This window comes from Flavobacterium sp., assembly GCF_028689845.1.
In the GTDB taxonomy this organism is placed as follows: domain Bacteria; phylum Bacteroidota; class Bacteroidia; order Flavobacteriales; family Flavobacteriaceae; genus Flavobacterium.
In genome coordinates this window covers 1-23,502 of record NZ_JAQVCH010000031.1, presented here as the reverse complement: position 1 = coordinate 23,502, position 23,502 = coordinate 1, and the positions used below count along the sequence as shown (strand labels likewise).

At 34.4% G+C, this 23,502-nt stretch carries 20 protein-coding genes; 9 read left to right on the top strand and 11 right to left on the bottom strand.

The features are described 5' to 3' along the window. Position 1 precedes the first annotated feature (1 nt). The 3 genes from PHR76_RS10975 to PHR76_RS10965 all read left to right on the top strand — a co-directional run bounded on the left by PHR76_RS10975 (position 2) and on the right by PHR76_RS10965 (position 1,898). The gene (locus tag PHR76_RS10975) at positions 2 to 634 is read left to right on the top strand and encodes an NAD(P)H-dependent oxidoreductase (RefSeq protein ID WP_300062390.1); all 633 of its coding nucleotides are present in this window, start codon (positions 2 to 4) and stop codon (positions 632 to 634) included. 25 nt (positions 635 to 659) lie between these two features. Beyond that, complete coding sequence (locus PHR76_RS10970) at positions 660 to 1,229, top strand: YceI family protein (protein WP_300062387.1); 570 nt, start codon at positions 660 to 662, stop codon at positions 1,227 to 1,229. A gap of 96 nt (positions 1,230 to 1,325) precedes the next feature. Beyond that, positions 1,326 to 1,898, top strand: a complete 573-nt coding sequence (locus tag PHR76_RS10965) for an aminodeoxychorismate/anthranilate synthase component II (RefSeq protein ID WP_300062385.1) — start codon at positions 1,326 to 1,328, stop codon at positions 1,896 to 1,898. A 25-nt stretch (positions 1,899 to 1,923) separates the two neighbouring features. Here the strand turns inward: PHR76_RS10965 and yaaA are convergent, their stop codons facing one another. The 5 genes from yaaA to PHR76_RS10940 form a co-directional block, all read right to left on the bottom strand. Further along, entirely contained in the window at positions 1,924 to 2,682 is a 759-nt protein-coding gene (gene yaaA / locus PHR76_RS10960) for a peroxide stress protein YaaA (RefSeq protein WP_300062382.1), read from the bottom strand. Between the two features lie 107 nt (positions 2,683 to 2,789). Beyond that, positions 2,790 to 3,479: a (d)CMP kinase gene (gene cmk, locus PHR76_RS10955; RefSeq protein ID WP_300062379.1), complete on the bottom strand. Its 690-nt coding sequence runs from the start codon at positions 3,477 to 3,479 to the stop codon at positions 2,790 to 2,792. A gap of 30 nt (positions 3,480 to 3,509) precedes the next feature. Next, positions 3,510 to 4,529, bottom strand: a complete 1,020-nt coding sequence (gene porQ / locus PHR76_RS10950) for a type IX secretion system protein PorQ (protein ID WP_300062376.1) — start codon at positions 4,527 to 4,529, stop codon at positions 3,510 to 3,512. A 130-nt stretch (positions 4,530 to 4,659) separates the two neighbouring features. Further along, entirely contained in the window at positions 4,660 to 7,110 is a 2,451-nt protein-coding gene (gene lon / locus PHR76_RS10945; protein WP_300062373.1) for an endopeptidase La, read from the bottom strand. A gap of 177 nt (positions 7,111 to 7,287) precedes the next feature. Beyond that, positions 7,288 to 8,004: a hypothetical protein gene (locus PHR76_RS10940; RefSeq protein ID WP_300062370.1), complete on the bottom strand. Its 717-nt coding sequence runs from the start codon at positions 8,002 to 8,004 to the stop codon at positions 7,288 to 7,290. Positions 8,005 to 8,132: 128 nt separating this feature from the next. On the opposite strand from PHR76_RS10940, the gene PHR76_RS10935 reads away from it, so the two are divergent. Genes PHR76_RS10935 through PHR76_RS10920 form a run of 4 tightly spaced genes read left to right on the top strand, consistent with a single transcriptional unit; the run spans position 8,133 to position 11,008 of the window. After that, entirely contained in the window at positions 8,133 to 8,693 is a 561-nt protein-coding gene (locus PHR76_RS10935; RefSeq protein ID WP_300062367.1) for a sigma-70 family RNA polymerase sigma factor, read from the top strand. Beyond that, positions 8,680 to 9,228: an anti-sigma factor gene (locus PHR76_RS10930; RefSeq protein ID WP_300062365.1), complete on the top strand. Its 549-nt coding sequence runs from the start codon at positions 8,680 to 8,682 to the stop codon at positions 9,226 to 9,228. The genes PHR76_RS10935 and PHR76_RS10930 overlap by 14 nt, the downstream gene beginning before the upstream one ends. Then, complete coding sequence (locus PHR76_RS10925; RefSeq protein WP_300062362.1) at positions 9,212 to 10,264, top strand: hypothetical protein; 1,053 nt, start codon at positions 9,212 to 9,214, stop codon at positions 10,262 to 10,264. Before PHR76_RS10930 ends, PHR76_RS10925 begins: the two co-directional genes overlap by 17 nt. Positions 10,265 to 10,285: 21 nt before the next feature. Then, positions 10,286 to 11,008, top strand: a complete 723-nt coding sequence (locus PHR76_RS10920; RefSeq protein ID WP_300062359.1) for a head GIN domain-containing protein — start codon at positions 10,286 to 10,288, stop codon at positions 11,006 to 11,008. An 18-nt stretch (positions 11,009 to 11,026) separates the two neighbouring features. Here the strand turns inward: PHR76_RS10920 and PHR76_RS10915 are convergent, their stop codons facing one another. From PHR76_RS10915 to PHR76_RS10890, 6 genes are all read right to left on the bottom strand, one after another. Next, on the bottom strand, positions 11,027 to 12,331 hold the full coding sequence (locus PHR76_RS10915; RefSeq protein ID WP_300062356.1) for an MFS transporter: 1,305 nt from the start codon (positions 12,329 to 12,331) through the stop codon (positions 11,027 to 11,029). Between the two features lie 63 nt (positions 12,332 to 12,394). Further along, positions 12,395 to 13,210, bottom strand: coding sequence for a M48 family metallopeptidase (locus PHR76_RS10910; protein ID WP_300062353.1), 816 nt, complete (start codon positions 13,208 to 13,210; stop codon positions 12,395 to 12,397). 43 nt (positions 13,211 to 13,253) lie between these two features. Beyond that, on the bottom strand, positions 13,254 to 15,653 hold the full coding sequence (locus PHR76_RS10905) for a glycoside hydrolase family 31 protein (protein ID WP_300062350.1): 2,400 nt from the start codon (positions 15,651 to 15,653) through the stop codon (positions 13,254 to 13,256). Between the two features lie 141 nt (positions 15,654 to 15,794). Next, positions 15,795 to 17,702, bottom strand: coding sequence for a 1,4-alpha-glucan branching protein GlgB (glgB, locus tag PHR76_RS10900; protein ID WP_300062347.1), 1,908 nt, complete (start codon positions 17,700 to 17,702; stop codon positions 15,795 to 15,797). A gap of 37 nt (positions 17,703 to 17,739) precedes the next feature. Beyond that, entirely contained in the window at positions 17,740 to 19,362 is a 1,623-nt protein-coding gene (locus PHR76_RS10895) for a trehalose synthase (protein WP_300062344.1), read from the bottom strand. Positions 19,363 to 19,364: 2 nt separating this feature from the next. Next, positions 19,365 to 21,296: an alpha-1,4-glucan--maltose-1-phosphate maltosyltransferase gene (locus tag PHR76_RS10890; protein ID WP_300062341.1), complete on the bottom strand. Its 1,932-nt coding sequence runs from the start codon at positions 21,294 to 21,296 to the stop codon at positions 19,365 to 19,367. Positions 21,297 to 21,370: 74 nt separating this feature from the next. Between PHR76_RS10890 and PHR76_RS10885 the strand changes: the two genes are divergently transcribed. Next, a complete protein-coding gene (locus PHR76_RS10885) occupies positions 21,371 to 22,234 on the top strand; it encodes an alpha/beta hydrolase (RefSeq protein WP_300062338.1) in 864 nt (287 codons plus the stop codon). A gap of 4 nt (positions 22,235 to 22,238) precedes the next feature. Further along, the gene (msrB, locus tag PHR76_RS10880) at positions 22,239 to 22,715 is read left to right on the top strand and encodes a peptide-methionine (R)-S-oxide reductase MsrB (protein ID WP_300062335.1); all 477 of its coding nucleotides are present in this window, start codon (positions 22,239 to 22,241) and stop codon (positions 22,713 to 22,715) included. Positions 22,716 to 23,502: the final 787 nt, after the last annotated feature.

Below are 23,502 nucleotides of genomic sequence, written 5' to 3'. Positions count from 1 at the left end.
GATGAACGATTTTATATCTAATCAAAAATGGCGGTATGCAACCAAAAAATTTGATTCTTCAAAAAAAATAAACTCAAAAGATTTAGCAATTTTAAAAGAGGCAATTCAACTAAGCACTTCTTCATACGGTTTACAGCCCTATAAAGTTTTTATCATTGAAAATCAAGAAATAAGAGCTAAAATACAACCTGTTGCGTGGGGACAATCTCAAATTGTTGATGCTTCGCATGTCATAGTATTTGCAAATATGCTTAACTTTGGTGAGGAAGAAATTGAAAGCTATTTGAGAAACTTGGCAGAAACTAGAAGAATCAATATTGAAAACATAAAACCATATGGTGATTTTATGAAGTTAAAAATCATAGAATTACCAGAAGAAACCCGCAATAATTGGACTTCAAAACAAACCTATTTAGCGTTGGCAAATTTATTAAACGCTGCTGCCGAATTAAAAATAGACGTTACTCCAATGGAAGGTTTTGATCCAAAAGCCGTGAATGAAATCTTAGGATTGACTGAAATGGGTTTAAACGCATCATTAATTGCAACCGTTGGTTACCGACATGCAGACGATGCCACACAACATTACGCCAAAGTGCGTAAATCAGAAAAAGAATTATTTATCAATCTATAAATCTAACAATTAAAACAAGAAAAACATGAGAAATTTCAAAACAGCAACCTTAGCTTTCGTAATTGCATTGAGTTCAATTGGACTTACCGCTCAAAACAAAAAAATAAATATTGAAAAAAGCACCATTAAGTGGGTTGGTAAAAAAGTAACTGGTCAACATGATGGAACAATTAATTTTTCATCTGGTACATTGGTTTTTGAAGGAGATAAATTAAAAGGAGGTTCTTTTGAAGTAGACATGACTTCTATTTTAGTAAAAGATTTAGAAGCAGGAAAAGGCAAAGAAAAATTAGAAGGTCACTTAAAATCGGCTGATTTCTTTGGGGTTGATAAATTTAATACTGCAACCTTAGAATTCAAATCAATTGGAGCGAAAGGAAGTGATATTTATGCTGTCACAGCCGATTTAACAATTAAAGGAATTACAGAACCTGTCAAGTTTGATATTGCTTTAGGAGCTGGTTCTGCTCGAACTTCACTCAAAATAAACCGTACAAAATACGATATTAAATATGGTTCAGGAAGCTTTTTTGATAATCTAGGAGACAAAGCTATTGATGATGATTTTGAATTAAACATTATCTTGAATTATTAATTCAGTTGGGGAAAATTGCTACAAACCTGATACGAAAGTATCAGGTTTTTTTAGGTGTAACTTTAAAAGTTTGTATTTTTACACTTTAAATTGATTATGAAAAAAATTGCGGTTATTGATAATTATGATAGTTTCACATTTAATTTAGTTCATTATTTAGAAGCATTAGATTGCTCCGTTGACGTATTTCGAAATGATGAATTGGATTTAAAAGAACTAGAGCCTTACGATAAAATTCTCTTATCGCCAGGGCCTGGTTTACCAAAAGAAGCAGGCTTATTGTTAGAGGTAATTCGAACCTATGTACAAAAAAAACCAATTCTGGGTATTTGTTTGGGTTTGCAAGCGATTGGCGAAGTATATGGAGCCAAACTCAACAATTTACAGAAAGTCTACCATGGTGTTTCTACGGAAATTACCATCACCGATAAAAGCGATTTACTTTTTCAAAATATACCAGAAAAAATAAATGTTGGACGATACCATTCATGGGTCATTGAGCCTTCTTCATTACCCGAAGTTTTAAAAGTTACAGCTGTTGATGAGGCTAATCAAATCATGGCAATCACGCATCGGGATTTTAAACTGAACGCCGTACAATTTCATCCAGAAAGTATTTTAACGCCTCATGGCATGGCCATCATTAAAAATTGGGTAGAGCAAATTTAAAAAGGTTTATTATGGGATAAAAATTCTACCTCGTAAAAACCAACGTATTACCCTTACTCAAATTCGTGTCAAAAGCGTACCCTTCATAATTGAATCCTTTTAAATCGTCCATCGTTTCTGCCTTATTATCAATGATATAACGCACCATCATCCCTCTTGCTTTTTTGGCAAAAAAACTAATCATTTTCAATTTTCCATCTTTGTAGTCTTTGAATTCGGGCGTAATGACGGGAACTTTTAACGATTTTATATCAATCGCACTAAAATATTCGTTACTGGCCAAATTCAGGAATAATTCGTCTTTTTTTAATTCGTCATTTAAGGTTTTAGTGATTGTTTTTTTCCAAAACTCATATAAGTTCTTTTTCGTTCCTATTTTTATCGAAGTCCCCATTTCTAAGCGATAGGCTTGCATTAAATCTAACGGTTTCAATAATCCATACAAACCAGAAAGAATTCGAAGTTTGTCTTGTAAATCGGCTAATTTATCTATTGAAAGCGTATATGCATCCAAACCTGTATAGACATCTCCGTCAAAAGCAAAAATAGCGGGTCGGGCATTTTCTGATGTAAAAGGGGTTTCCCAAACTTGGTTGCGTTCCCAATTTAAATCGGCTAACTTTTCAGAAATAGCCATTAAACCCATTAACTTTTTGGGACTTTGTTTTTTTAAGGTTTTTTGGATAGTAGTAGCTTCTTTTAAAAAAATTGGCTCAGTAAACGCTTTTGTAGGCAATTGCGTTTCAAAATTTAACGATTTGGCTGGAGATAGTACGATTTTCATAGTTCAACTTTTCTAATCTCAAAAATACAATTAAATCCTTTAAACGAAAGTTAAAGAGAATGTAAAAATTGATTGTTCTATCAACGAAAGTGATAGCAAATAGATTTTTAAGTAGAATAAAATTTATGAATCAAATCTAAAACCAAATCAAACTGTTCTTGTTTGGTCAAAATAGAATTATCAATTTCGATAGCGTCTTTGGCCTTCACTAAAGGAGAATCAGCCCGATGCGTATCGATATAATCACGTTCTTCTACATTTTGCAACACTTCTTCATAACTCACCTTCTGCCCTTTTTCAATCAATTCATCGTGTCGACGTTTGGCCCGTGTATGACTGGTGGCGGTCATGAATAATTTTAACTCGGCTTCTGGAAAAACAACAGTTCCAATATCACGGCCATCCATCACAACCCCCTTTTCACGACCAAATTCTTGTTGCTGCTCTACTAATTTAGTTCGTACTTCAGAAATTTCAGCAATGATACTGACTAAACGAGAAACGTCAATGGTTCGGATTTCATTTTCAATATTGACGCCATTCAAATACATTTCGGCAAAACCAACAGCAGGATTAAATTGAAAATGAAGCTTTATCTTAGGTAATTGTTTGATTAATTCCGTGGAATCTAAAAAATCTTCAGCAACCAACTGCTGTTGCATGGCATAAAAGGTAACCGCTCGGTACATCGCACCTGAATCAACATAAACGTAACCCAAATGGTGAGCCAACTGTTTCGCTAACGTGCTTTTTCCAGTAGAAGAATATCCGTCAATGGCAATGGTAATTTTTTTCATACGCTGTAAATCACGTTAAAACGCAATCAATTATTGTAAATTTAAAGTCAAGCCAAATAAACTTGTATTGGCTGCAAGTGTATATCTTGAGTAGGAATAGTCAAATCGAATTCGATTAAACCGCAAACTAAATCCAGCAGAAATTCCTGAAAAATGGCGTTTATCTTCAATTCGTAATTCTTCACTTCTTCTAAAATTATAACCTACGCGAATATTAAATGGTTTTCCGGGAAAAAATTCGGCTCCCAATAATAAATGCCGTAAAGCATTATTAAAAAAAGAAACTTTTTCTTCTTGATTCCCTCCATCTAATGAACCTTGAGCTCGAGCTGGATTGGAAAAAGCGACATTCCATTGTTGTAAATTTTCGAGTGTAATATGCCAACGAATTGGAACATTTTCAACTTCTTGTGAAATTCCAGCGATAATTTCTAGCGGTAATTTTTCTTGTGTTCCTGCATAAGTAGTGAATTGAGTTCCTACATTACGAATAACCAGTGCATAATTAATATCATTATAATCATCAATGTAAATTGCACCCAAATCGATGGCTCCACCAAAAGAAGAATAGCTTTCTAAAGTTGAAGTGATTAATTTAGCATTAGCTCCAACATAAAAATTACTAAACGGAATATTATAGGAATAGCCAAATGAAAGTGCAACTTCACTTCCAGTAAAATCTGAAGTCAATTCACCATTTTCATCTCTTCCTTCAAAATCGCCATAATTTACATAATTCACTCCTGCATGAAAAGTTTGCAAATGACGGTCGTAGGTATAAGCATAAGAAGCAGTTCCATAAGTTACTTCCCCATAATAATTGGCATAATTAACAGACAAGTGATTGTGCATTTCCTGATTTATACTGGCCGGATTAAAAAGAGCAGCATTGACATCATAATCAAAATTAGTAATGATTTTTCCGCCTAAAGCAGCTTGACGTGGAGAAGTTACAAGGTTTAAAAACTGATATACAGATTGTCCGCCAATTTGACTGTAACCCACAGTACAAAAAAGAACAAAAAGTAAGAGTAAAGGTTTTTTAAACATTTTTATGTAATGCTGTTAGCTAAAGTATAACGAAGATGCGAAGATATTATTTTTTTGAATAGTAAATTTAGATAAAAAACAATAAAAAAGTTGGTGCTTTTGAGCACCAACTTTAAAATAAGTCTAAAAACTACAAGGTTTTAGCATTCTTCACTTTCTGATTGGTGATCGCTAATTCTATCACTTCTCGCATATCTTTGACATAATGAAAAGTCAATCCTTCTAAATAGGTTGGATTAATTTCATCGATATCGTATTTATTTTCAGTACAAAGTATTATTTCTTTAATATTAGCTCGTTTGGCAGCTAAAATCTTTTCTTTAATTCCGCCCACCGGAAGCACTTTTCCACGTAAGGTAATTTCACCAGTCATGGCCAAACTTTTCTTAATCCGTTTTTGAGTGAGAACAGAAACCAGCGAGGTTAACATGGCAATTCCAGCACTCGGACCGTCTTTGGGAGTTGCACCTTCTGGAACGTGAATATGAATATTATAATTTTGCAAAACGTCTTGCGAAATGCCAAACATCTCTGCATTCGATTTGATAAATTCCATTGCAATGGTAGCCGATTCTTTCATTACAATACCTAAATTACCAGTTAAGGTAAGCGTTCCTTTTCCTTTGGAAATCAAGGATTCAATAAATAAAATATCTCCACCAACACTTGTCCAGGCTAAACCAGTTACTACACCAGCCACTTCATTTCCTTCAGATTTATCGCGTTCTAAACGAGGTGCTCCAAGTGTTTTTATAATATCTTCATCGGTGACTTTTAGGTTGTATTCTTCCTCCATCGCCACGGATTTTGCTGCTTGGCGAATCACTTGAGCTAACTTATGTTCTAACGCCCTTACGCCTGATTCTCGTGTATAGCCTTCGATTATTTTTTCTAACTGTCGTTTGCCAATGGTTAATTGCTTTAATGCTAAACCATGTTCCTTTAATTGCTTTGGAAATAAATGTTGACGAGCAATCTCTACTTTTTCTTCAATGGTATAGCCAGTCATTTTAATCACTTCCATCCTATCTTTTAAAGCCGGTTGAATGGTCGACATCGTATTGGAAGTGGCAATAAACATGACTTTTGATAAGTCATATCCCATTTCTAAGAAATTGTCATAAAACTCACTGTTTTGTTCAGGATCAAGCACTTCTAATAATGCTGAAGATGGATCGCCTGAATGACTTACTGATAATTTATCAATTTCGTCTAAAACAAAAACTGGATTGGAAGTCCCCGCTTTCTTTAAATTTTGTAAAATTCGTCCGGGCATCGCACCAATATAGGTTTTACGATGACCGCGAATTTCTGCTTCATCACGCAAACCACCTAACGACATCCGAATATATTCTCTTCCCAATGCCTTAGCAATCGACTTTCCGATTGAAGTTTTTCCAACTCCTGGAGGTCCTGTCAAACAGATTATTGGCGATTTCATATCATTTCGCAATTTTAAAACGGCTAAATGCTCTATAATCCGTTTTTTAACTTCTTCTAACCCGAAATGGTCATTATCTAATATTTTTTGAGCTCTTTTTAAATCAAAATTATCTTTGGAAAAATGATTCCAAGGCAATTCTAAAAATAATTCTAAATAATTACGAAGTATACCAAAATCGGGTGATTGCGGATTGGTTCGTTGCAATTTAGAGATTTCTTTTTCAAAATGTTTTTCGGTATTCTCGTCCCATTTTTTAGATTTGGCTTTTATTCGCATTTCATCAATTTCTTGATCATAGGAAACGCCACCCAATTCTTCTTGAATGGTTTTCATTTGTTGGTGCAAGAAATATTCGCGTTGTTGCTGGTCTAAATCGACACGTACTTTGGACTGAATATCGTTTCGCAATTCTAATTTTTGCAATTCGGTATTCATATAACGAAGCGTTGCTAAGGCTCGTTCTTTTAAAACATTCATCGACAATAAATTCTGTTTTTCCTGAACATCCAAATTCATATTGGAAGAAACAAAATTGATTAGAAAGGATTGACTTTCAATGTTTTTGATGGCAAAAGTAGCTTCGGTTGGAATATTCGGACTTTCTTTTATAATCCGAATAGCCATTTCTTTAGTCGATTCGATGATTGCTCCAAACTCGGTATCCGTTTTACTCGGTCTTTTTTCTGGAACTTCTTTCACTAGAGCATTCAAATAAGGCTCTTCTGAAATTACTTTGCTAATTTCAAAACGCTTTTTTCCTTGAAGGATAACGGTAATGTTTCCATCAGGCATTTTTAAAACGCGTAGAATTTGGGCAACTGTTCCAATTTTGTGAATATCATCCCGCGTAGGATCTTCTATTTCTTCATCTATTTGAGCAACTACGCCAATTACTTTTCCGGCTGCATTGGCATCATTAATCAGTTTAATTGATTTATCTCTACCAGCGGTAATCGGAATCACAACACCTGGAAAAAGCACCGTGTTTCTGAGTGGTAAAATTGCTAAAGAATTAGGTAATTCTTCGTTGGCCATTTCTTCCTCATCTTCGGGAGTTAAAAGTGGTATTAAATCAGCTTCTGAATCAAAATCGTGTAATGACAATTTGTCAATAATTGAGATATTGTGGTTTGACATAGGTATATTTTAGGCAATTTGTCAGTTATTAAATAAAAATAAATGGTATCAAATATAAATCATCTCGTTGATTTTCAAACCATCAAAGGCTTTAAATCCGTTGAAATACACTCTATCCCACTTAACTAGACAAAAGTTATGCCATTAAAGTGAAGTGAAAAAAGGATTTTAGAACAATTAATTTAATTGATAGGACTGAATTTCATATTCATTATTTAAAGAACCTTCAATACTGTTTTTGTATTTTATCAAACCAATGTCTTTTGAAAACCAATATTCATTTTTATTGATTGTTCCTTGCGTTGTTTGAATAACTTCTGTATGAATAACATTTGTAAAGGCAACCGTTCCAACAGTAAGCGAAACATTTCTTTCCAAGATTTTTCCAGCAATTTCCACTGCGGTAACAATTGGAGTTTGACCTTCTATTGTTGTGGTTTGCGATAGGTTTTGAGACCACATTTGATTTACTTCTAAATAATCTTTTAAAATAATAAATTCAAGTGGAGAAACGGTAATGGTTGGTGTACCCGGAATCACGGCTGAAACCCTAACATAGTAAACTCCATTTGTTTTACGTGTTAAAGTAGTGCCTATAAAACCGCTTCCAGCAGTAGAAGAGCCAATAAAATTTTCATATTTAAAATAACTTTTTCCATCAATGCTTTCTGTAGAAACAATCTTCATTGGATCTTGAGAAACGCCATTTAGTTTATATATCCATTGATTATTTAGTGCCATTGGCCAATAATCTCCAGTAGAATTTCCGTTATCGTCAGGTGTTTCATCTGGAACTTGTACCGCTGGATCAACCGGTTCAAAATCACTTGTGCAAGAAGAAAGCGAAAAAACGCTTAGCCATAAGACTAAAACGATAGAAATTATTTTTTTCATAGTAGGGATAGATTAAGTTTTCAAATATAAAAATTTGTAAACACCAACCATACGATTTTAAAATATATTTTTACAAAACTGTAACATTTAAAAAAAACAAAGGTCTTTTCATTAAATCAACATTCTCTTTGCAAGTAGAAAATCAACCTATAGAGCAGTTAATTTTAAGCTGTCAACAACAAAATCAAGCCGCTCAATTTGAAGTGTATCGCCGCTATAGTCAAGCGATGTATGCGATAGCCTACCGAATTGTGAAAGACGAATATTTTGCTGAAGACGTCATGCAAGAAGGTTTTTTAAAAGCTTTTCTAAAAATAAATGATTTTAAAAATGAAGTCACATTTGGTGCTTGGCTTAAACGAATAATTATAAATTATAGCATTGATTTTCAAAAGAAAAACAATCGTTATCAATGGGATGATTTTGAAGATGTCTCTTTTAAAATAGTTGAGGAACCAACCATTGAAACGGATTATTCACAATTAAAAGTAAAGGAAGTGCTATTGGCTTTGCAATCCTTAAAAGAAAATTACCGAATTATCTTGACCTTAATGTTGATTGAAGGCTATGATTATGAAGAAGTAAGTGCTATTTTAAACATTAGCTATGCCAATTGCAGAACGCAATACAGTAGAGCAAAAGAACAACTAAAGAAAAAACTGGAAACGAGAAAAAATGAAAAAGCATAACGACCAACTAGAAGTTTTTTTTGAACAACTTCAAACCCAATTAGATGAACAAAGCCCTTTGCTTGGTCATGAGGAACGTTTTTTGCAAAAGTTGAAACACAACAAGAAACCTAGCAAGAAAAGGATGTGGCTCCCTTTTACGATTGCAGCTTCGCTCCTCTTTTTGGTTGGAATGGTTTATTTATTTCAACCAAAGACTGAAATTCAGCCCTCAGAATGGCAAAATGCTTCCATTCAAACCAAAGAAACCCATGATTATTTCATGTCGGTTATACAGAAAGAGTTAGCCCAACTTCAAACCAATCAAACCGAAGAAACCAAACCAATTATAGAAGATGCTCTTAAACAAATGGCCGTTTTTGATGCGGATTATCAAAAAATCATGAGTGAGCTTCAAAAAAATGGCGATACTAAGCAATTGCTTCATGCGATGATTCTAAACTTTCAAACAAGAATCTCCTTTTTAGAATTGATTATCCAAAAAATTGAAATCATCAATCACCAACAAATTATACAACATGAAAATTCTTTTTAAATTAGTATTCTTTTTCATTGGAACTTCCGTTGTTTTTGCAACAAATCACAATGGAAAACACACCAAAGAAAAAACACAGCAAAAAACTGTTGCTGTTAATGCTGACGCTACCCTATCCGTAAAAAACAAATATGGAAATTTGATGATTACCACCTGGGATGAAGATAAGATTAGTATTGAAGTTGTGATAACCGTGAGTGGCGATTCAGAAAAATGGGTTGACCAAAAATTAGCTTCTATTAGTGTTGATTTTAGCGGAAGTAATAGTTTGTATGCTGCAGAAACATTCATTAACTCCAATAATTCTTATGGAAAGAATACGAGTATGGAAATTAATTATACCATTAAAATTCCTAAAAATGGAAGTGTAAAATTAGATAATAAGTACGGTAATATTGTCTTGCGTGATTTGACTGGAAAAGCGGATATCACTTGTAAATATGGTAGAATTTCACTTGGAAACTTAAAGAATTCATCCAATTCAATAAAAATTGATTATTGTCCAGATTCCACTATTGAATCTATAAATAAAGCGGATATTCAGGCCAAATATTCGGGTTTATCGATTCAGAATTATAACGTTTTAAATCTAAATTCAAGTTATACTGACCTCAATTTTCCAAACGGAAAGAACTTGACATATCAAAGTAATTACGGCAAAATAAACCTAGGAAAAGTGGAAAACGTGGACGGAAAAGGAAATTATTTAACCATTAAAATTAATGAAGTTTTGCAAAATTTAAAAATAGCAACCAATTATAGTAACTTGACTATAGCCGCTATTTCGGATAAGGCAAAAGATATTGTAATTGATGCAGGCTATACAAATATTAAAATCAACCATCCTTCATCTTATTATTTTGACTTTATCATTACCACAAAATATGGAACGTTTAAAAACAATGCCGATTTGACGTACAGCTCCAAAATTCAGACACAAAATACTAATTCATACAAAGGATTTTACAAAAAAAGCGGGGTAAACCAACTCACCATTTCGTCGCATTATGGCAATATTAACCTAATTCAAAACTAATCATTAACTCATTATTTCATCATGAAAAAAATCATCATTTTAAGTTGTTTATGTTTCGTAAGCCATGCCTTTGGGCAATGGAAATCTAAAACGATCAAAGGAACTGGTCCTGTTATGACCAAAGAAATCAACACTAATTCCTACGAAGGCGTTTCTGTAACGGGTTCCTTTTATGTTAGTTTAATTAAAGGAACAGAAGGGAAAATTATTATGAAAGCTCAAGAAAATTTATTGGATTACATTTCGATTTCTGTTGAAAATAAAGAATTAGCGATTCGAACTAAAAAAGGATTTAATCTTACTTCAGCAAAAGGGCAAAGAATTGAAATCATTGTGCCAATAGAGGAAATTTCATCCATAAAGTTGGCCGGTTCAGGTGACATTGTATCGTCTGCTGAATTGCGAAGTAGCAGGTTTAATATAGATTTAGTAGGCTCTGGTGATATTAAATTGAATATTAATTGTGAGATGCTTGTTGCTACTTTATCAGGTTCTGGCGATATTGAATTAAAAGGGAAAGCCAAAACGGTTGAAGCTACTGTAGCGGGTTCTGGTGATATTGAAGCTTTTGACGTTTTAGCAGAAAATGCAAAAGCATCGGTTGCTGGTTCTGGAGATATTGAAGTTAGCTGTAGCGAACGCATTGAAGCCTACGTTTCAGGCTCTGGCGACATCAAATACAGAGGAAATCCAAAGAAACAAGACACAAAAGTAACTGGTTCAGGAACCATTAAAATGGATTAAAAAATAAACTTCCGAAGTCTAAACCACTTCGGAAGTTTTGTTTTTAGGAACTCGTAACAATAATAAAAAACCGATTACAAAAAATACCGTTAAAAAAACAATGGCATTGCGCATACTTCCAGTAATTTGATCAATCAATCCATAAATCGCCATTCCAACAACAATTCCAATTTTTTCGGCTACATCATAAAAACTAAAAAAAGAAGTGGTATCATCGGTTTTAGGAAGAAATTTAGAATAGGTGGAACGTGACAAGGCTTGAATTCCGCCCATGACCAAGCCTACAAATCCAGCAGTGGCGTAAAAATGAATCGGTTCGGTTACGAAATAAGCAAATACACAAATAATTGCCCAAATAGCGTTTATAACTAATAAGGTTGGGATATTTCCAAACTTTTCAGATGCTTTAGAAGTCAAAGTTGCTCCTACAACAGCCACCAATTGAATGACTAAAATACTAATAATTAAACCCGTCGTTTTTTCGCCATCGGTAGCCCAGTTAATTTCTTGTTCACCAAAATAAGTAGCCACCAACATCACAGTTTGCACCGCCATACTGTAGACAAAAAAAGCAGTTAAATAACGGTATAAACTTAGATTTTGTTGCAGATACGATTGTACTTTTTGGAGTTCTTTAAATCCGTTTAAAATAACATCTTTCGTTATTTTATCGGCATTTTTATTTCCTTTTGGTAAATAATAAAAAGCATATTGAGCAAATAAGATCCACCAAATCCCAGTCATTGCAAAAGCCATTCGCATTGCATGTAAGGCTTCTTCGCCGTCTTTGCCTAAAATCATGGCCAAATTAATAATAAGTAAAATTACGCTGCCAATATAGCCATAAGAATAGCCTCTTGCACTCAAGCTATCTTGTTGTTCTTTAAAGGCAATGTCTGGTAAATAGGAATTATAAAAAACTAAACTTCCCCAAAAGCCAATTAAACCAAAGAAAAAACAAGTAATTCCAAAATAGATATTTTCAACAGTAAACCAATACATTCCGATACAAGACAAGGCTCCTAGATAACAGAAAAATTGCATGAATCGTTTTTTATTCCCAGCAAAATCGGCTATTCCAGATAGAATAGGAGAAAAAACAGCGACACACAAAAAAGCAAATGCCGTAACAAAGCTGATTAAGGCGGTGTTCTTTAATTCAAATCCTAAAAAAAGCACATTTGGATTATCTTTTGGAAATAAAAATCCATAATATAATGGAAAAATTGAAGATGAAATCACTAACGGATAAACCGAATTGGCCCAATCATAAAACGCCCAGGCATTCATTAATTTTTTACTTCCCTTTTGGAGTGTTTTCATATTTTTAAAATTAAATCATAAAAAAAGCTGTCCAAAATAGAACAGCTTTTATAATTAAAAAAATTACTTAAAGATAACGCCATATTTAGTGGCTTCTTTTTTGGCTTCTGGAATCCATTTTTTTAAATTGGAAACTCGCGTGTCATGTGACGGGTGTGTACTCATAAATTCAGGTGGCGATTGACCTCCTGCTCCACCCATTCGCTCCCAAAAAGGAACCGAAGCTTCCGGATTATAGCCTGCAATAGACATCAATATCAATCCAATTTTATCCGCTTCACTTTCATGGCTTCTGCTAAACGGTAACATCCCAAACATTTGGGAACCAGCACCATAAGCCGTCATCGCAATAGCTTGAGTTTCTGCACTTTTTTCGCCAACTGCAACACCTAAACCAACGGCACCGGCTTGTTGTAACATTCCAGCACTCATGCGTTGTTGCCCATGATTTAATAAAGCGTGAGCTACTTCGTGTCCCATTACTGTTGCTAAACCGGCTTCGTCTTGTGTAATCGGTAAAATACCTGTATACACCACAATTTTTCCGCCAGGCATACACCAGGCATTTACGGCTTTGTCTTCTACTAATTTATATTCCCATTGGTAATCTTTTAAATAATTTGGTTGACCAACGGCTGCAAGCCATTTTTGAGCAGCTTCTTTTATTTTAATACCAACTCGCTCGACCTTTTTAGCATCGGCTGTACCTGAAATTACTTTATGTTCCTTTAAAAAAGAATCATATTGCTGAAATGCTGATGGAAATATCGAACTATTATCTACTAAAGCTAAAGTTGATTTTCCTGTTAGTGGATTTGTAGCACATCCCATTAGAAGTACCAAACCACTACATAAACTAAAAATTATTATCCTTTTCATAAGCCAAGACAGTTAAATTAAACGTTAAAAATACAAAAAAAAATTATTTCCCAAAAATGTGTAATTCTGTAAAAAATTTATCAACTTTTAAAACAGAACCTTTTTCTAATAAAACGGTTGCTAAATCAACTTTTTCATTGTCAATTTCAATAGAATCGATTTCAAAAGGCAATCCGATTAAATTGATTTTAAATTTAGAATAATTAGTTAGAAATTCTCCTTGTTTATGCAATTGAATAATTAATTCGTTTTCCTTTCCTGTTAAATTAAATGTCCGCAACGAAAAACGACCTTTATTATAATCGTACCCATCTTGCGCATCTTCATAGAGAACCGATTTTTCCTTACCCAATTTAAAATAAACCTCTAAGGTAATTTCTTCAAATTCTTTTTCGCCCACATATTGTTGAACAGGATATTTAGGAATAATTGCTCCTTCTTTAATAAACAACGGGATTTCGTCATAAGCAGTAGGAACCCAAATTTCTATTTTCCCTTCTATCCATTCGTTCGTCCAATAATTATACCAATTTCCTTTTGGAAGATACAATCTTCGTCCCACCGCATTGGGTTCTAAAATTGGACAAACTAAAATATGGTTACCATAAATAAATTCATCTGTTCTATATAAGGTTTGAATATCTTCTTGATCAAAATAGACTAACGGTTTAAGCATCGGTTCGCCTTCATTGACATATTTCCAAAACATAGTGTACAAATAAGGCAATAATTCATACCTTAAATTCACAAATTTTCTGGTAATATCAATGACTTCTTCTCCAAAAGACCATGGTTCTTGTTCACCATGATCGCCAGAAGAATGCGTTCTACAAAAGGGATGAAAAACGCCTAATTGAATCCATCGTGCATATAGTTCGCCAGAAGGTTGCTCTGCAAATCCGCCAATATCAGAACCGGTAAACCCCATTCCACTGATAGACATGCGTTGCATTTGAATATTAGCAATCCATAAATGCTCCCAAGAGGCCACATTATCACCTGTCCAAGATGAAGTATAACGTTGAGCTCCAGAATAGGCAGAACGCGTAATGATAAAAGGTCTTTTTGGATACGCAAAACGTTTTACGCCTTCATAGGTAGCACGAGCCATTTGCGTACCGTAAATATTATGTGCTTTTCGATGACTACACGGATTTCCGTCAAAATCATGCCGAACATCCATCGGAAAAGTTTTTCCGGGAACGTCCATAACGGCCGGTTCATTCATATCATTCCAAACACCTTTTACCCCAATATCCGAAATTAATTCTTTATATAATCCTGCCCACCATTCTCTTACTTCTGGATTGGTATAATCTGGAAAATTACATTCGCCAGGCCAAACTTTTCCTTTCATATAAGGACCATCGGCACGTTTACAGAAATAATCTTTTTCTAATGCTTCCTGATAAACCCAATAATCTTTATCAATTTTAATTCCAGGATCAATAATAGCAACGGTTTTAAATCCGTCTTTCGCTAATTCGGCTACCATTCGTTTTGGGTCAGGAAAATAATCTTTACTCCAAGTAAAACAACGAAAGCCTTCCATGTAATCGATATCCAAATAAATAGCATCGCACGGAATTTGTAGTTTTCTGAAATTTGCGGTGATTTCTTTTACTTTACTTTCAGGATAATAACTCCATTTACATTGGTGATAACCCAACGTCCACATGGGCGGAAGTTCCGGTTTACCGGTTAAATGCGTATAAGCCGTAACCACATCTTTCATTTTTGGCCCATAAATGAAATAATAGTTCATCTCTCCTCCTTCTGCCCAAAAACTTGTAATATTTCTACGTTCATGACAAAAATCAAAGAAGGTTCGAAACGTATTGTCAAAAAAGATTCCATAGGCATTGTTGTGATGCAATCCGATGTAAAAGGGCACAACTTTATATAAAGGCTCTTGTTCCTTTTGAAAAGCATATTGATCTGTGGCCCAATTTTCTAGGCGTTTTCCTTTTAAATTCAAATGTGTCGCCTTATCGCCCATGCCATAATAACATTCGCCATCATTGGCAATCTTGCTCATTTTGACGATATTCCCTCCAAATTCATAACTTTCTTCCCAGTGAAAACCAATTTCATCTTCTAAGATTGAAAATCCTTCCAAATCAAAAAGTCCAACTTTGACATCTGCTTTATTAATTTTACATACAATTTTACTCGTCGTAATTACATAATGGATTTCATTTTCGGTGACTTGCAATTCGTTATATCCATGCGATTGTGTTTTATCAATAGCATACGAAAAGTCTTTGTTAAAATAACCTTTTGTTGTATAGCGAAAACGAATCATGCTATCACGAAGAATAGTAATTTTTAAGACTACATTATTATCGGTATAAAAATAAATACTGTCGACATCTTGGTTATAAGAAATTATTTTGGAAGGAAATTGATCTCCTTTAAGTTCTAATTCTGTATTTGTAATCATATGTTTAAATTAAGTCAAGTTGCCAAATTTACAAAGTTGACTGTTTGTACTACTATTTACTTTAGATGATTTATTAACTCTAACGTTTGCGTTTCTTAATAAATTAGAAATCCCTCTTTTGGAGAGGGATTTCTTAATGTTTTACATCATTTTAAAAACGGTAACACCAAGTGGTGGCAAAGTCAGTTCGGCTGAAAAATCTTTACCGTTCCATGGTTCTTTGTCAGTTTTGATGGTTTTCTGATTTCCAACGCCGCTTCCGCCATATTCTTTTAAATCGGAATTAAAAATTTCTGTCAATTTTCCTTTGACAGGAATTCCAATTCTATAATTCTCGTGAACAACTGGCGTAAAATTGCAAACTATAATTAGATTTTCTTTTGGATTTTTTCCTTTACGGATAAAACTTAGCACTGAGTTTTGAGCATCAGAATAGTTTATCCATTCAAAACCTTCTGCAGAAAATTGTTTTTCATATAAGGCGGGATAATTTTTATATAACGCATTCAAATCGGTAATACATTTTTTGATACCCTCATGAAAACCAAATTGAAGCAAATGCCAATCGACACTTCCTTCAAAATTCCATTCGCGACTTTGACCGATTTCGGCTCCCATAAACAATAGTTTTCCGCCAGGATGCGTAAACATATAGCCATATAATAATCTTAAATTGGCAAAACGCTGCCATTCATCGCCTTTCATTCGCCCTAAAATGGAATGTTTACCATAAACCACTTCATCGTGTGAAAGCGGCAACATAAAATTTTCGGTAAACGCATAAGTCATCGAAAACGTCAACTCATTTTGATGGTACTTTCTATAAACAGGTTCTTTTTGAAAATACTGAAGGGTGTCATGCATCCATCCCATCATCCATTTCATGCCAAAACCTAACCCTCCAATTGAAGTGGGTCTTGAAACCATTGGAAAAGAAGTACTTTCTTCGGCAATGGTCTGCACATCGGGATAATTGGCATAAACTGCTTCATTAAAATCTCTTAAGAAACTGATAGTATCTAAATTTTCTCTTCCACCAAAAATATTTGACTCCCATTCGCCTTCTTTTCTTGAATAGTCAAGATATAACATTGAAGCCACGGCATCTACTCGCAAGCCATCGATATGGTAGTGTTGTAACCAAAAAAGAGCATTGCTAATGAGGAAAGAACGCACTTCATTTCGTCCATAATTAAAAACCAAACTTTTCCAATCGGGATGGTAACCCTTTCGTCGGTCAGGATGTTCGTATAGGTTGGAGCCATCAAAAAATCCTAATCCGTGAGCATCATCGGGAAAGTGCGACGGAACCCAATCGAGAATTACGCCAATTCCAGCCTGATGAAGTTTATCTACTAAAAACATAAACTCTTGTGGCGTTCCAAAACGAGAAGTTGGTGCAAAATAACCAACCAATTGATAGCCCCATGAAGGATCATATGGATATTCCATGACGGGCATAAACTCAACATGTGTGAAACCAACTTCTTTGACATAATTGACCAATTCATCGGCTAATTCAACATAAGTGAGAAATCGATTTTCTTCGCCAGTTTGTTTCCAAGAGCCCAAATGAACTTCATAAACCGAATAAGGTTTGTCTAAACCATTTTTGTCTATTCGAGTTTGCATCCATTTTTTATCCTTCCATTTGTATTCTAAATCCCAAATTACAGACGCAGTTTGGGGTGGATGTTCACAATACAACGCAAACGGATCTGCTTTTTCAGTAATGATTCCGTTATTATTGGATTGAATTTTATATTTATACTTACTTCCCATTTCTACGTTAGGAATGAAACCTTCCCAGATTCCTGAAGCATCCCATCGAACATGAAGTTGGTGTTCGCCTTGAATCCAAAAATTAAAATCGCCCACAACGGATACCGAGCGTGCAGAAGGTGCCCAAACGGCAAAATAAACGCCTTTTACACCCTTTACTTCCGTAAGATGAGCTCCTAATTTTTCGTAAAGCCTAAAATGTTTTCCAGCTTTAAATAAAGCAATATCAAAATCGGTAAGAAGTGAATGTGGTTGTACTTGGTTCATGTTTTTTATTTTCAACCCAACTGGGTTTTTATAATCTTTAATAATTCATAATACTCTGAATTCCTCGTAACGGAATCACTGCCCATCTCGGTCTCGAATTCAATTCATAGCCCAATTCATAAACAGCTTTTTCTAATAAACAATACTTTAAAAGAAAGTCAATTTCATGGTTATAGCCAATGTTTAAATTACCTGATTGAGCTTTATCGACATAAGTTTTTAAGAATACGCCCACGAAATATTTATAGAGAATTTCACCTGCGGCAAAAAGCTCTTCCTGCTCAAATGGATATTTGTCTTTGTTATTGAAAATGGTTGCATAAATGGCATAATGAAAGGAACGAAACATGCCAGCCACATCTTTTAAAGGCGGCTGTTTTACTTTTCTATCGCGGATGGTGCTTTCGGGTTCGCCTTCAAAATCAAGAATATAAAAATCGTCGCCACTGATTAAAACTTGACCCAAATGGTAATCGCCATGAATTCGAATGCGTTCTGATTTCATTTTTGTCCAATCAAAATCGACAAAATGTTTACGCACTAATTTTTTATTTTCCATAAATTGATGAGCTAGTTCTAGAGCTAATCCATCTAATTTATGTAAACTATTTTCGATAATATTTAGTCTATTTTGAAACTGATACAACATTCTGTTTTTTAACCAAACAGTATAATCTCCGTTGTAAGTGGTTGGAGTAAAAGCAGTTTCATAAATATCACTCCCCAATGCTATATGCATTTCTGCTGTTCGAAGAGCCATTGTTTGAATGCGTAAAAACAAACTCAACCCAACCCAATCAATAATTTCAGGAGGAATTTCGTTAATATTTAACCGTTTGAACATCGGAATGTCTGGTAATTTATCGATTTTAATTTTCTTGCGTTTTAAATTATCAAAAACGCCGTCTACTTGATCTAGCATAAATTTCCAAGCATCTCCTTGATTCACAACCAATTCTTGCATCAAACCCAAGGTTATGTTTCCTTCTGGTAAGGTCAAATTGATACTTCCAGTATAAGCAGGAGAATGTGAAAAATTCATCCGCTCGGTCAAAAACCGACTGATTTCATAATCTGGATTTGTACTCACATAAATACGTCTAAAAATCTTTAAAACATATTTGTCATTGTAGATTATAGAAGTGTTACTTTGTTCCAATCCCATGAACCGAGAGGAAGAATAATTTTCCAATTCGATGGTATTTCCTTTATGAAAAATCAATTTCTCGCCCTTAGCTTCTTTTGATTTTATAATATTATCAAACAATAAATTACGGAAGTCTTCTTGATGTAAAGCATCAACCAAATAACCTTCTTGGTTAGCCATTTTTATGGGAGCAATAACCGTATTGGTGTCAAGCTCTTCTTTCGACATAAAAGCCAATGGCATAAAATAATGTTGATAAAAAGCTTCTTTAAAATTGACCTCTAATAAAACACCATAATAGGTGTTTTTTTTAGAAGTAATTTTAAAATAATCGACCACATCAATGTATTTTAAGGTACTCGCCTTTCCACCATACCAACGTTTATTGATAATATAATTTTCTAAAATGTCAGAAGAAAAGATTTTTACAAAATCATCATCTTCAAAACAGGATTTCCATTCTGTTTTAAACTCAAAAGTTCCTGCAAAAGTATCTTGGTTTGAAGTGTCCATAATTAACGCTCTATTTTAAATAAATGAAAAGGTAATGCGGGATGCAATTCTACAAAATTCCATTCCTTATCCCACAAATAACTGTTGCCTGTAATTAAATCAGAAACACGAACAGGTTGATTGCCAATTTCTTCCAGCGGCAATCGAACCATAGCTTGTTTAGGATAATATGGATCTAAGTTACAAATCATCAATAGATTATCGGTCTTTGCATCATTATATTTATAATAGGCAATCATTTGTTCGTTATCAACCATGCAAAATTTCAAATTATTAGTTTGCTGAAGAGCTTCATGTTGATGGCGAATCTGATTAATTTTTGAAATTATGGTCGTTAATTTATTTTTAACTTCCCAATCCCATTGGTAAATTTCGTATTTCTCAGAATTTAAATATTCTTCTTTTCCAGGCATGGCTTGATGCACTAAAAGTTCATAAGCTGGCCCATAAATTCCCACACTTGAACTCAACGTAGCCGCTAAAAAGTATTTTTGTAGAAATACGGATTCTGTGCCGCTTTGCAACGAATACGGCAAAATATCAGGCGTATTGGGCCAAAAATTTGGTCTAAAGAATTCTTTTTGTTCCGTTTGGGTTAACTCAGTCAAGTATTCAATCATTTCCGCTTTCGAATTTCGCCACGTAAAATAGGTATAAGATTGGGTAAAACCTTGTTTTGCTAATTCATGCATGATTTTCGGACGCGTAAAAGCTTCGGCCAAAAATAAAACATCAGGATGTTTCTTTTTAATCTCTGCAATTAGCCAACCCCAAAAATAAAAGGGTTTTGTATGCGGATTGTCTACGCGAAAAACCTTAACATCGCATTCTTCAACCCAAAATAGGGCGACATCTAACAATTCTTTCCATAAATTTTTCCAATCGTTACTTTCAAAATATATCGGTTGAATATCTTGGTATTTTTTGGGTGGATTTTCGGCATATTGAACCGTTCCATCGGGTCGCCACTTAAACCATTGCGGAAAATCTTTTACATACGGATGATCGGGTGCAGCTTGAAGGGCATAATCCATTGCGACTTCTATTCCTAGAGATTTAGCTTTTTTAACCAAGGCTTTAAAATCGGCTATCGTTCCCAATTCGGGATGCGTCGATTGGTGTCCGCCAAAATGTGATCCAATTCCCCACGGCGAACCTACATCGTCTTTTTCAGCGGTAGTAGCATTATTTTTCCCTTTTCGATTGACTTCGCCAATTGGATGAATGGGTGGGAAATATAAGGTATCAAAACCCATTTCTACTACGCGAGGCAATAATCGTTCACAATCTTTAAATGTGCCGTGTTTACCTGGAGTATTTGAAGCTGAACGCGGAAAAAATTCATACCAAGTACTAAACAATGCCTTTTTTCGGTCGACATAAACTTGTAATTCTGCTGATTGATTGGCTAACGTTCGTGTTGGATAGTTTTTAAAAATTTGATGTAATTCCTTAGAAAGAGTAATTTCAAGTGCTATATCGTATAATTTTTCGTCTTGAAAAGCATGGATTGCTTTGGTTAAAAAGGTTTTTTCTTCTTTAGTTACCAACTTTAAAATAGCTTGACAATATTCAGCACCTTCAAGTAATTCTGATTTCACAAATTGATTGTCTTTGATTTTCCGCTCTGTGCCGTGTTGCCAATTTAGAGCATAATCAACCCAACCTTCAATAAAATAAGAATATAAACCTTGTTTTTCTACCGTAAACTCAGCTGACCATTCATCATTCTGAGTAGGACTTAAACGAACTTCTTTCCATTTGTTCTCTTTTTCATGTTTAAATTTGATACAACATTCAACCACATCATGTCCATCCGAAAAGACATCTGCAGTTACTATTACTTTTTGATTAACAATTCGTTTGATATAAAAGGAACCTCCATCTAATTGAGGCATGACATTTTCAATAATAATCCGAGTTTGATTCTGCATTTTAAGTAATATTTATGAACCCTAAATTTATAAAAAATAATTTTAAATTATACCTTGCAATAAATATTATTGAAATGTCAAAAAAAATGAAGTCTGACAATCAATCCTTGAGGATTCCTAAGGCAATAGTCATTTCTGGTAAGTTATTGCAAACAATTTCGAAAGATTTAGCCACCTCATTTGCCGCTAAGTTATTTACAACTCCTATGAAATATAAAATTCCCAAAAGAGAATGGCATATGGAGAAGGAAAGTCAACAACAATTGGTTTATGTTCCAGCTATAAAAAAAGAAATTATGACTTACCATTATGGAAATAAGCCTTCAAAAGTTTTATTAGTTCATGGATGGTCGGGACGAGGAACGCAACTTGTTAAAATTGCAGACAAATTGTTAGAAATGGGTTATTCAACAGTAAGTTTTGATGCTCCCGCTCATGGAAAAAGCAAAGGCAATTCGTCTATTATGACCGAATTCATTGCGTCAATCCACGAAATTGACAAAGAATTTGGCCCTTTTGAATATGCTATTGGCCATTCTTTAGGTGGGATGTCAATTTTAAATGCTTTAAAGCAGAACCTTCAGGTGAAAAAAGCCGTAATTATAGGCAGTGGCGACATTATAAAAGATATTGTAGAAGATTTTGTGTCTAAATTGGAATTAAAACAAATTATTGCAGTCAAAATTCAAAACCATTTTGAGAAAAAATATGGGGAACCGATGGGCAGTTATTCTGGATTTGAAGCTGCAAAAAGTGTCCAAATTCCAGTTTTAGTTATTCATGATGAAATGGATGATGAAGTTCCAGTAAAAGCAGCCTATCACATAAAAAAACATTTAAAAAACGGTGAAATACTGATTACAAAAGGATTAGGACATCGAAAAATTTTAGGTGACACAACCGTTATTGAAACAATTGAAAAATTTTTAAAAAAATAAATTTATGAAAAGCTTTTTGCTATTACTAACCCTTTTTTCTTTGTCTGCTTGTCAAGGACAAAAGAAAGACGCAAAAAAGACAACTTTCGAAGTGGTAAAAACCGATTCCGAATGGAAATCAGAATTAACTCCTGAACAATTTGAAATTTTAAGAAACAAAGGAACTGAACGAGCTTTCTCAGGTGAATATTGGGACCATTTTCAAAAAGGAACCTATGTTTGTGCGGCTTGTAAAACACCGCTTTTTAAATCGCAAACAAAATTTAATTCCGATTGTGGCTGGCCTTCTTTTGACCAGGCCATAAAAGGAGCTGTGATTTACCAAAATGATTTTAGTTTCGGAATGTCACGTGTAGAAGTCCTCTGTTCAAAATGTGGCGGACATCTTGGTCATGTTTTTAACGATGGACCAAAAGAAACTACCGGAAAACGTTTTTGCACCAATTCAGCCTCCATCCTTTTTTTGCCAGAAAAGAAATAACCTCTTAAATAGAATTCTAAACCTACCCAAGAGAAAATCATTATTCGTTTTAAAAGTGTTTTTTTGGGCGTGCCCCCGATTCATAAAAACTGGTTACAAAAAAAGGGAATAGTTACCAATCGGGGTCGGGCTTTTCGTTGCAAGTCCTCGTTTGTCGTTCCTCCGCACTGTGGGCTTTCCTCTGCAATCCCTCACGCATTGTGCACGCCTGAAAACTTCTTTCTTCTATGAGATTTAACGTTAGTTATACTTTTAGTGAAAAAGGTCATCGATACAAACTAACAATTTCTTATTTCATCTCTCCAAAACCTTTACGACTCTGCGATCCAACAAACCTGTATTAGTAATCCAACCACTATTTTTACAAGTGATAAAATTTTACACAAAAAAACCCTTACCAACTAAATGATAAGGGTTTCTAAAAGAAGGCGACGACATACTCTGCTACACCCGAGGGTTAGCGAACTGACCAAGTAAATTGCAGTACCATCTGCACAGGCGGGTTTAACTTCTCTGTTCGGAGCATCTTTAACTAATTTTTTCTAAAAATTTTACACAAAAAAACCCTTACCAACTAAATGATAAGGGTTTCTAAAAGAAGGCGGCGACATACTCTCCCACAAATTGCAGTACCATCTGCGCAGGCGGGCTTAACTTCTCTGTTCGGAGCATCTTTAACTAATTTTTTCTAAAAATTTTACACAAAAAAACCCTTACCAACTAAATGATAAGGGTTTCTAAAAGAAGGCGGCGACATACTCTCCCACAAATTGCAGTACCATCTGCG

Coding starts and splice junctions, on each gene's coding strand:
- PHR76_RS10905 (WP_300062350.1), bottom strand. CDS start 15,653: ATGATTACAAATACAGAATTAGAACTTAAAGGAGATCAATTTCCTTCC.
- PHR76_RS10890 (WP_300062341.1), bottom strand. CDS start 21,296: ATGCAGAATCAAACTCGGATTATTATTGAAAATGTCATGCCTCAATTA.
- PHR76_RS10895 (WP_300062344.1), bottom strand. CDS start 19,362: ATGGACACTTCAAACCAAGATACTTTTGCAGGAACTTTTGAGTTTAAA.
- PHR76_RS10975 (WP_300062390.1), top strand. CDS start 2: ATGAACGATTTTATATCTAATCAAAAATGGCGGTATGCAACCAAAAAA.
- lon (WP_300062373.1), bottom strand. CDS start 7,110: ATGTCAAACCACAATATCTCAATTATTGACAAATTGTCATTACACGAT.
- yaaA (WP_300062382.1), bottom strand. CDS start 2,682: ATGAAAATCGTACTATCTCCAGCCAAATCGTTAAATTTTGAAACGCAA.
- msrB (WP_300062335.1), top strand. CDS start 22,239: ATGAAAAGCTTTTTGCTATTACTAACCCTTTTTTCTTTGTCTGCTTGT.
- PHR76_RS10920 (WP_300062359.1), top strand. CDS start 10,286: ATGAAAAAAATCATCATTTTAAGTTGTTTATGTTTCGTAAGCCATGCC.
- glgB (WP_300062347.1), bottom strand. CDS start 17,702: ATGAACCAAGTACAACCACATTCACTTCTTACCGATTTTGATATTGCT.
- cmk (WP_300062379.1), bottom strand. CDS start 3,479: ATGAAAAAAATTACCATTGCCATTGACGGATATTCTTCTACTGGAAAA.
- PHR76_RS10885 (WP_300062338.1), top strand. CDS start 21,371: ATGTCAAAAAAAATGAAGTCTGACAATCAATCCTTGAGGATTCCTAAG.
- PHR76_RS10970 (WP_300062387.1), top strand. CDS start 660: ATGAGAAATTTCAAAACAGCAACCTTAGCTTTCGTAATTGCATTGAGT.
- PHR76_RS10930 (WP_300062365.1), top strand. CDS start 8,680: ATGAAAAAGCATAACGACCAACTAGAAGTTTTTTTTGAACAACTTCAA.
- PHR76_RS10915 (WP_300062356.1), bottom strand. CDS start 12,331: ATGAAAACACTCCAAAAGGGAAGTAAAAAATTAATGAATGCCTGGGCG.
- PHR76_RS10925 (WP_300062362.1), top strand. CDS start 9,212: ATGAAAATTCTTTTTAAATTAGTATTCTTTTTCATTGGAACTTCCGTT.
- PHR76_RS10940 (WP_300062370.1), bottom strand. CDS start 8,004: ATGAAAAAAATAATTTCTATCGTTTTAGTCTTATGGCTAAGCGTTTTT.
- PHR76_RS10965 (WP_300062385.1), top strand. CDS start 1,326: ATGAAAAAAATTGCGGTTATTGATAATTATGATAGTTTCACATTTAAT.
- PHR76_RS10910 (WP_300062353.1), bottom strand. CDS start 13,210: ATGAAAAGGATAATAATTTTTAGTTTATGTAGTGGTTTGGTACTTCTA.
- porQ (WP_300062376.1), bottom strand. CDS start 4,529: ATGTTTAAAAAACCTTTACTCTTACTTTTTGTTCTTTTTTGTACTGTG.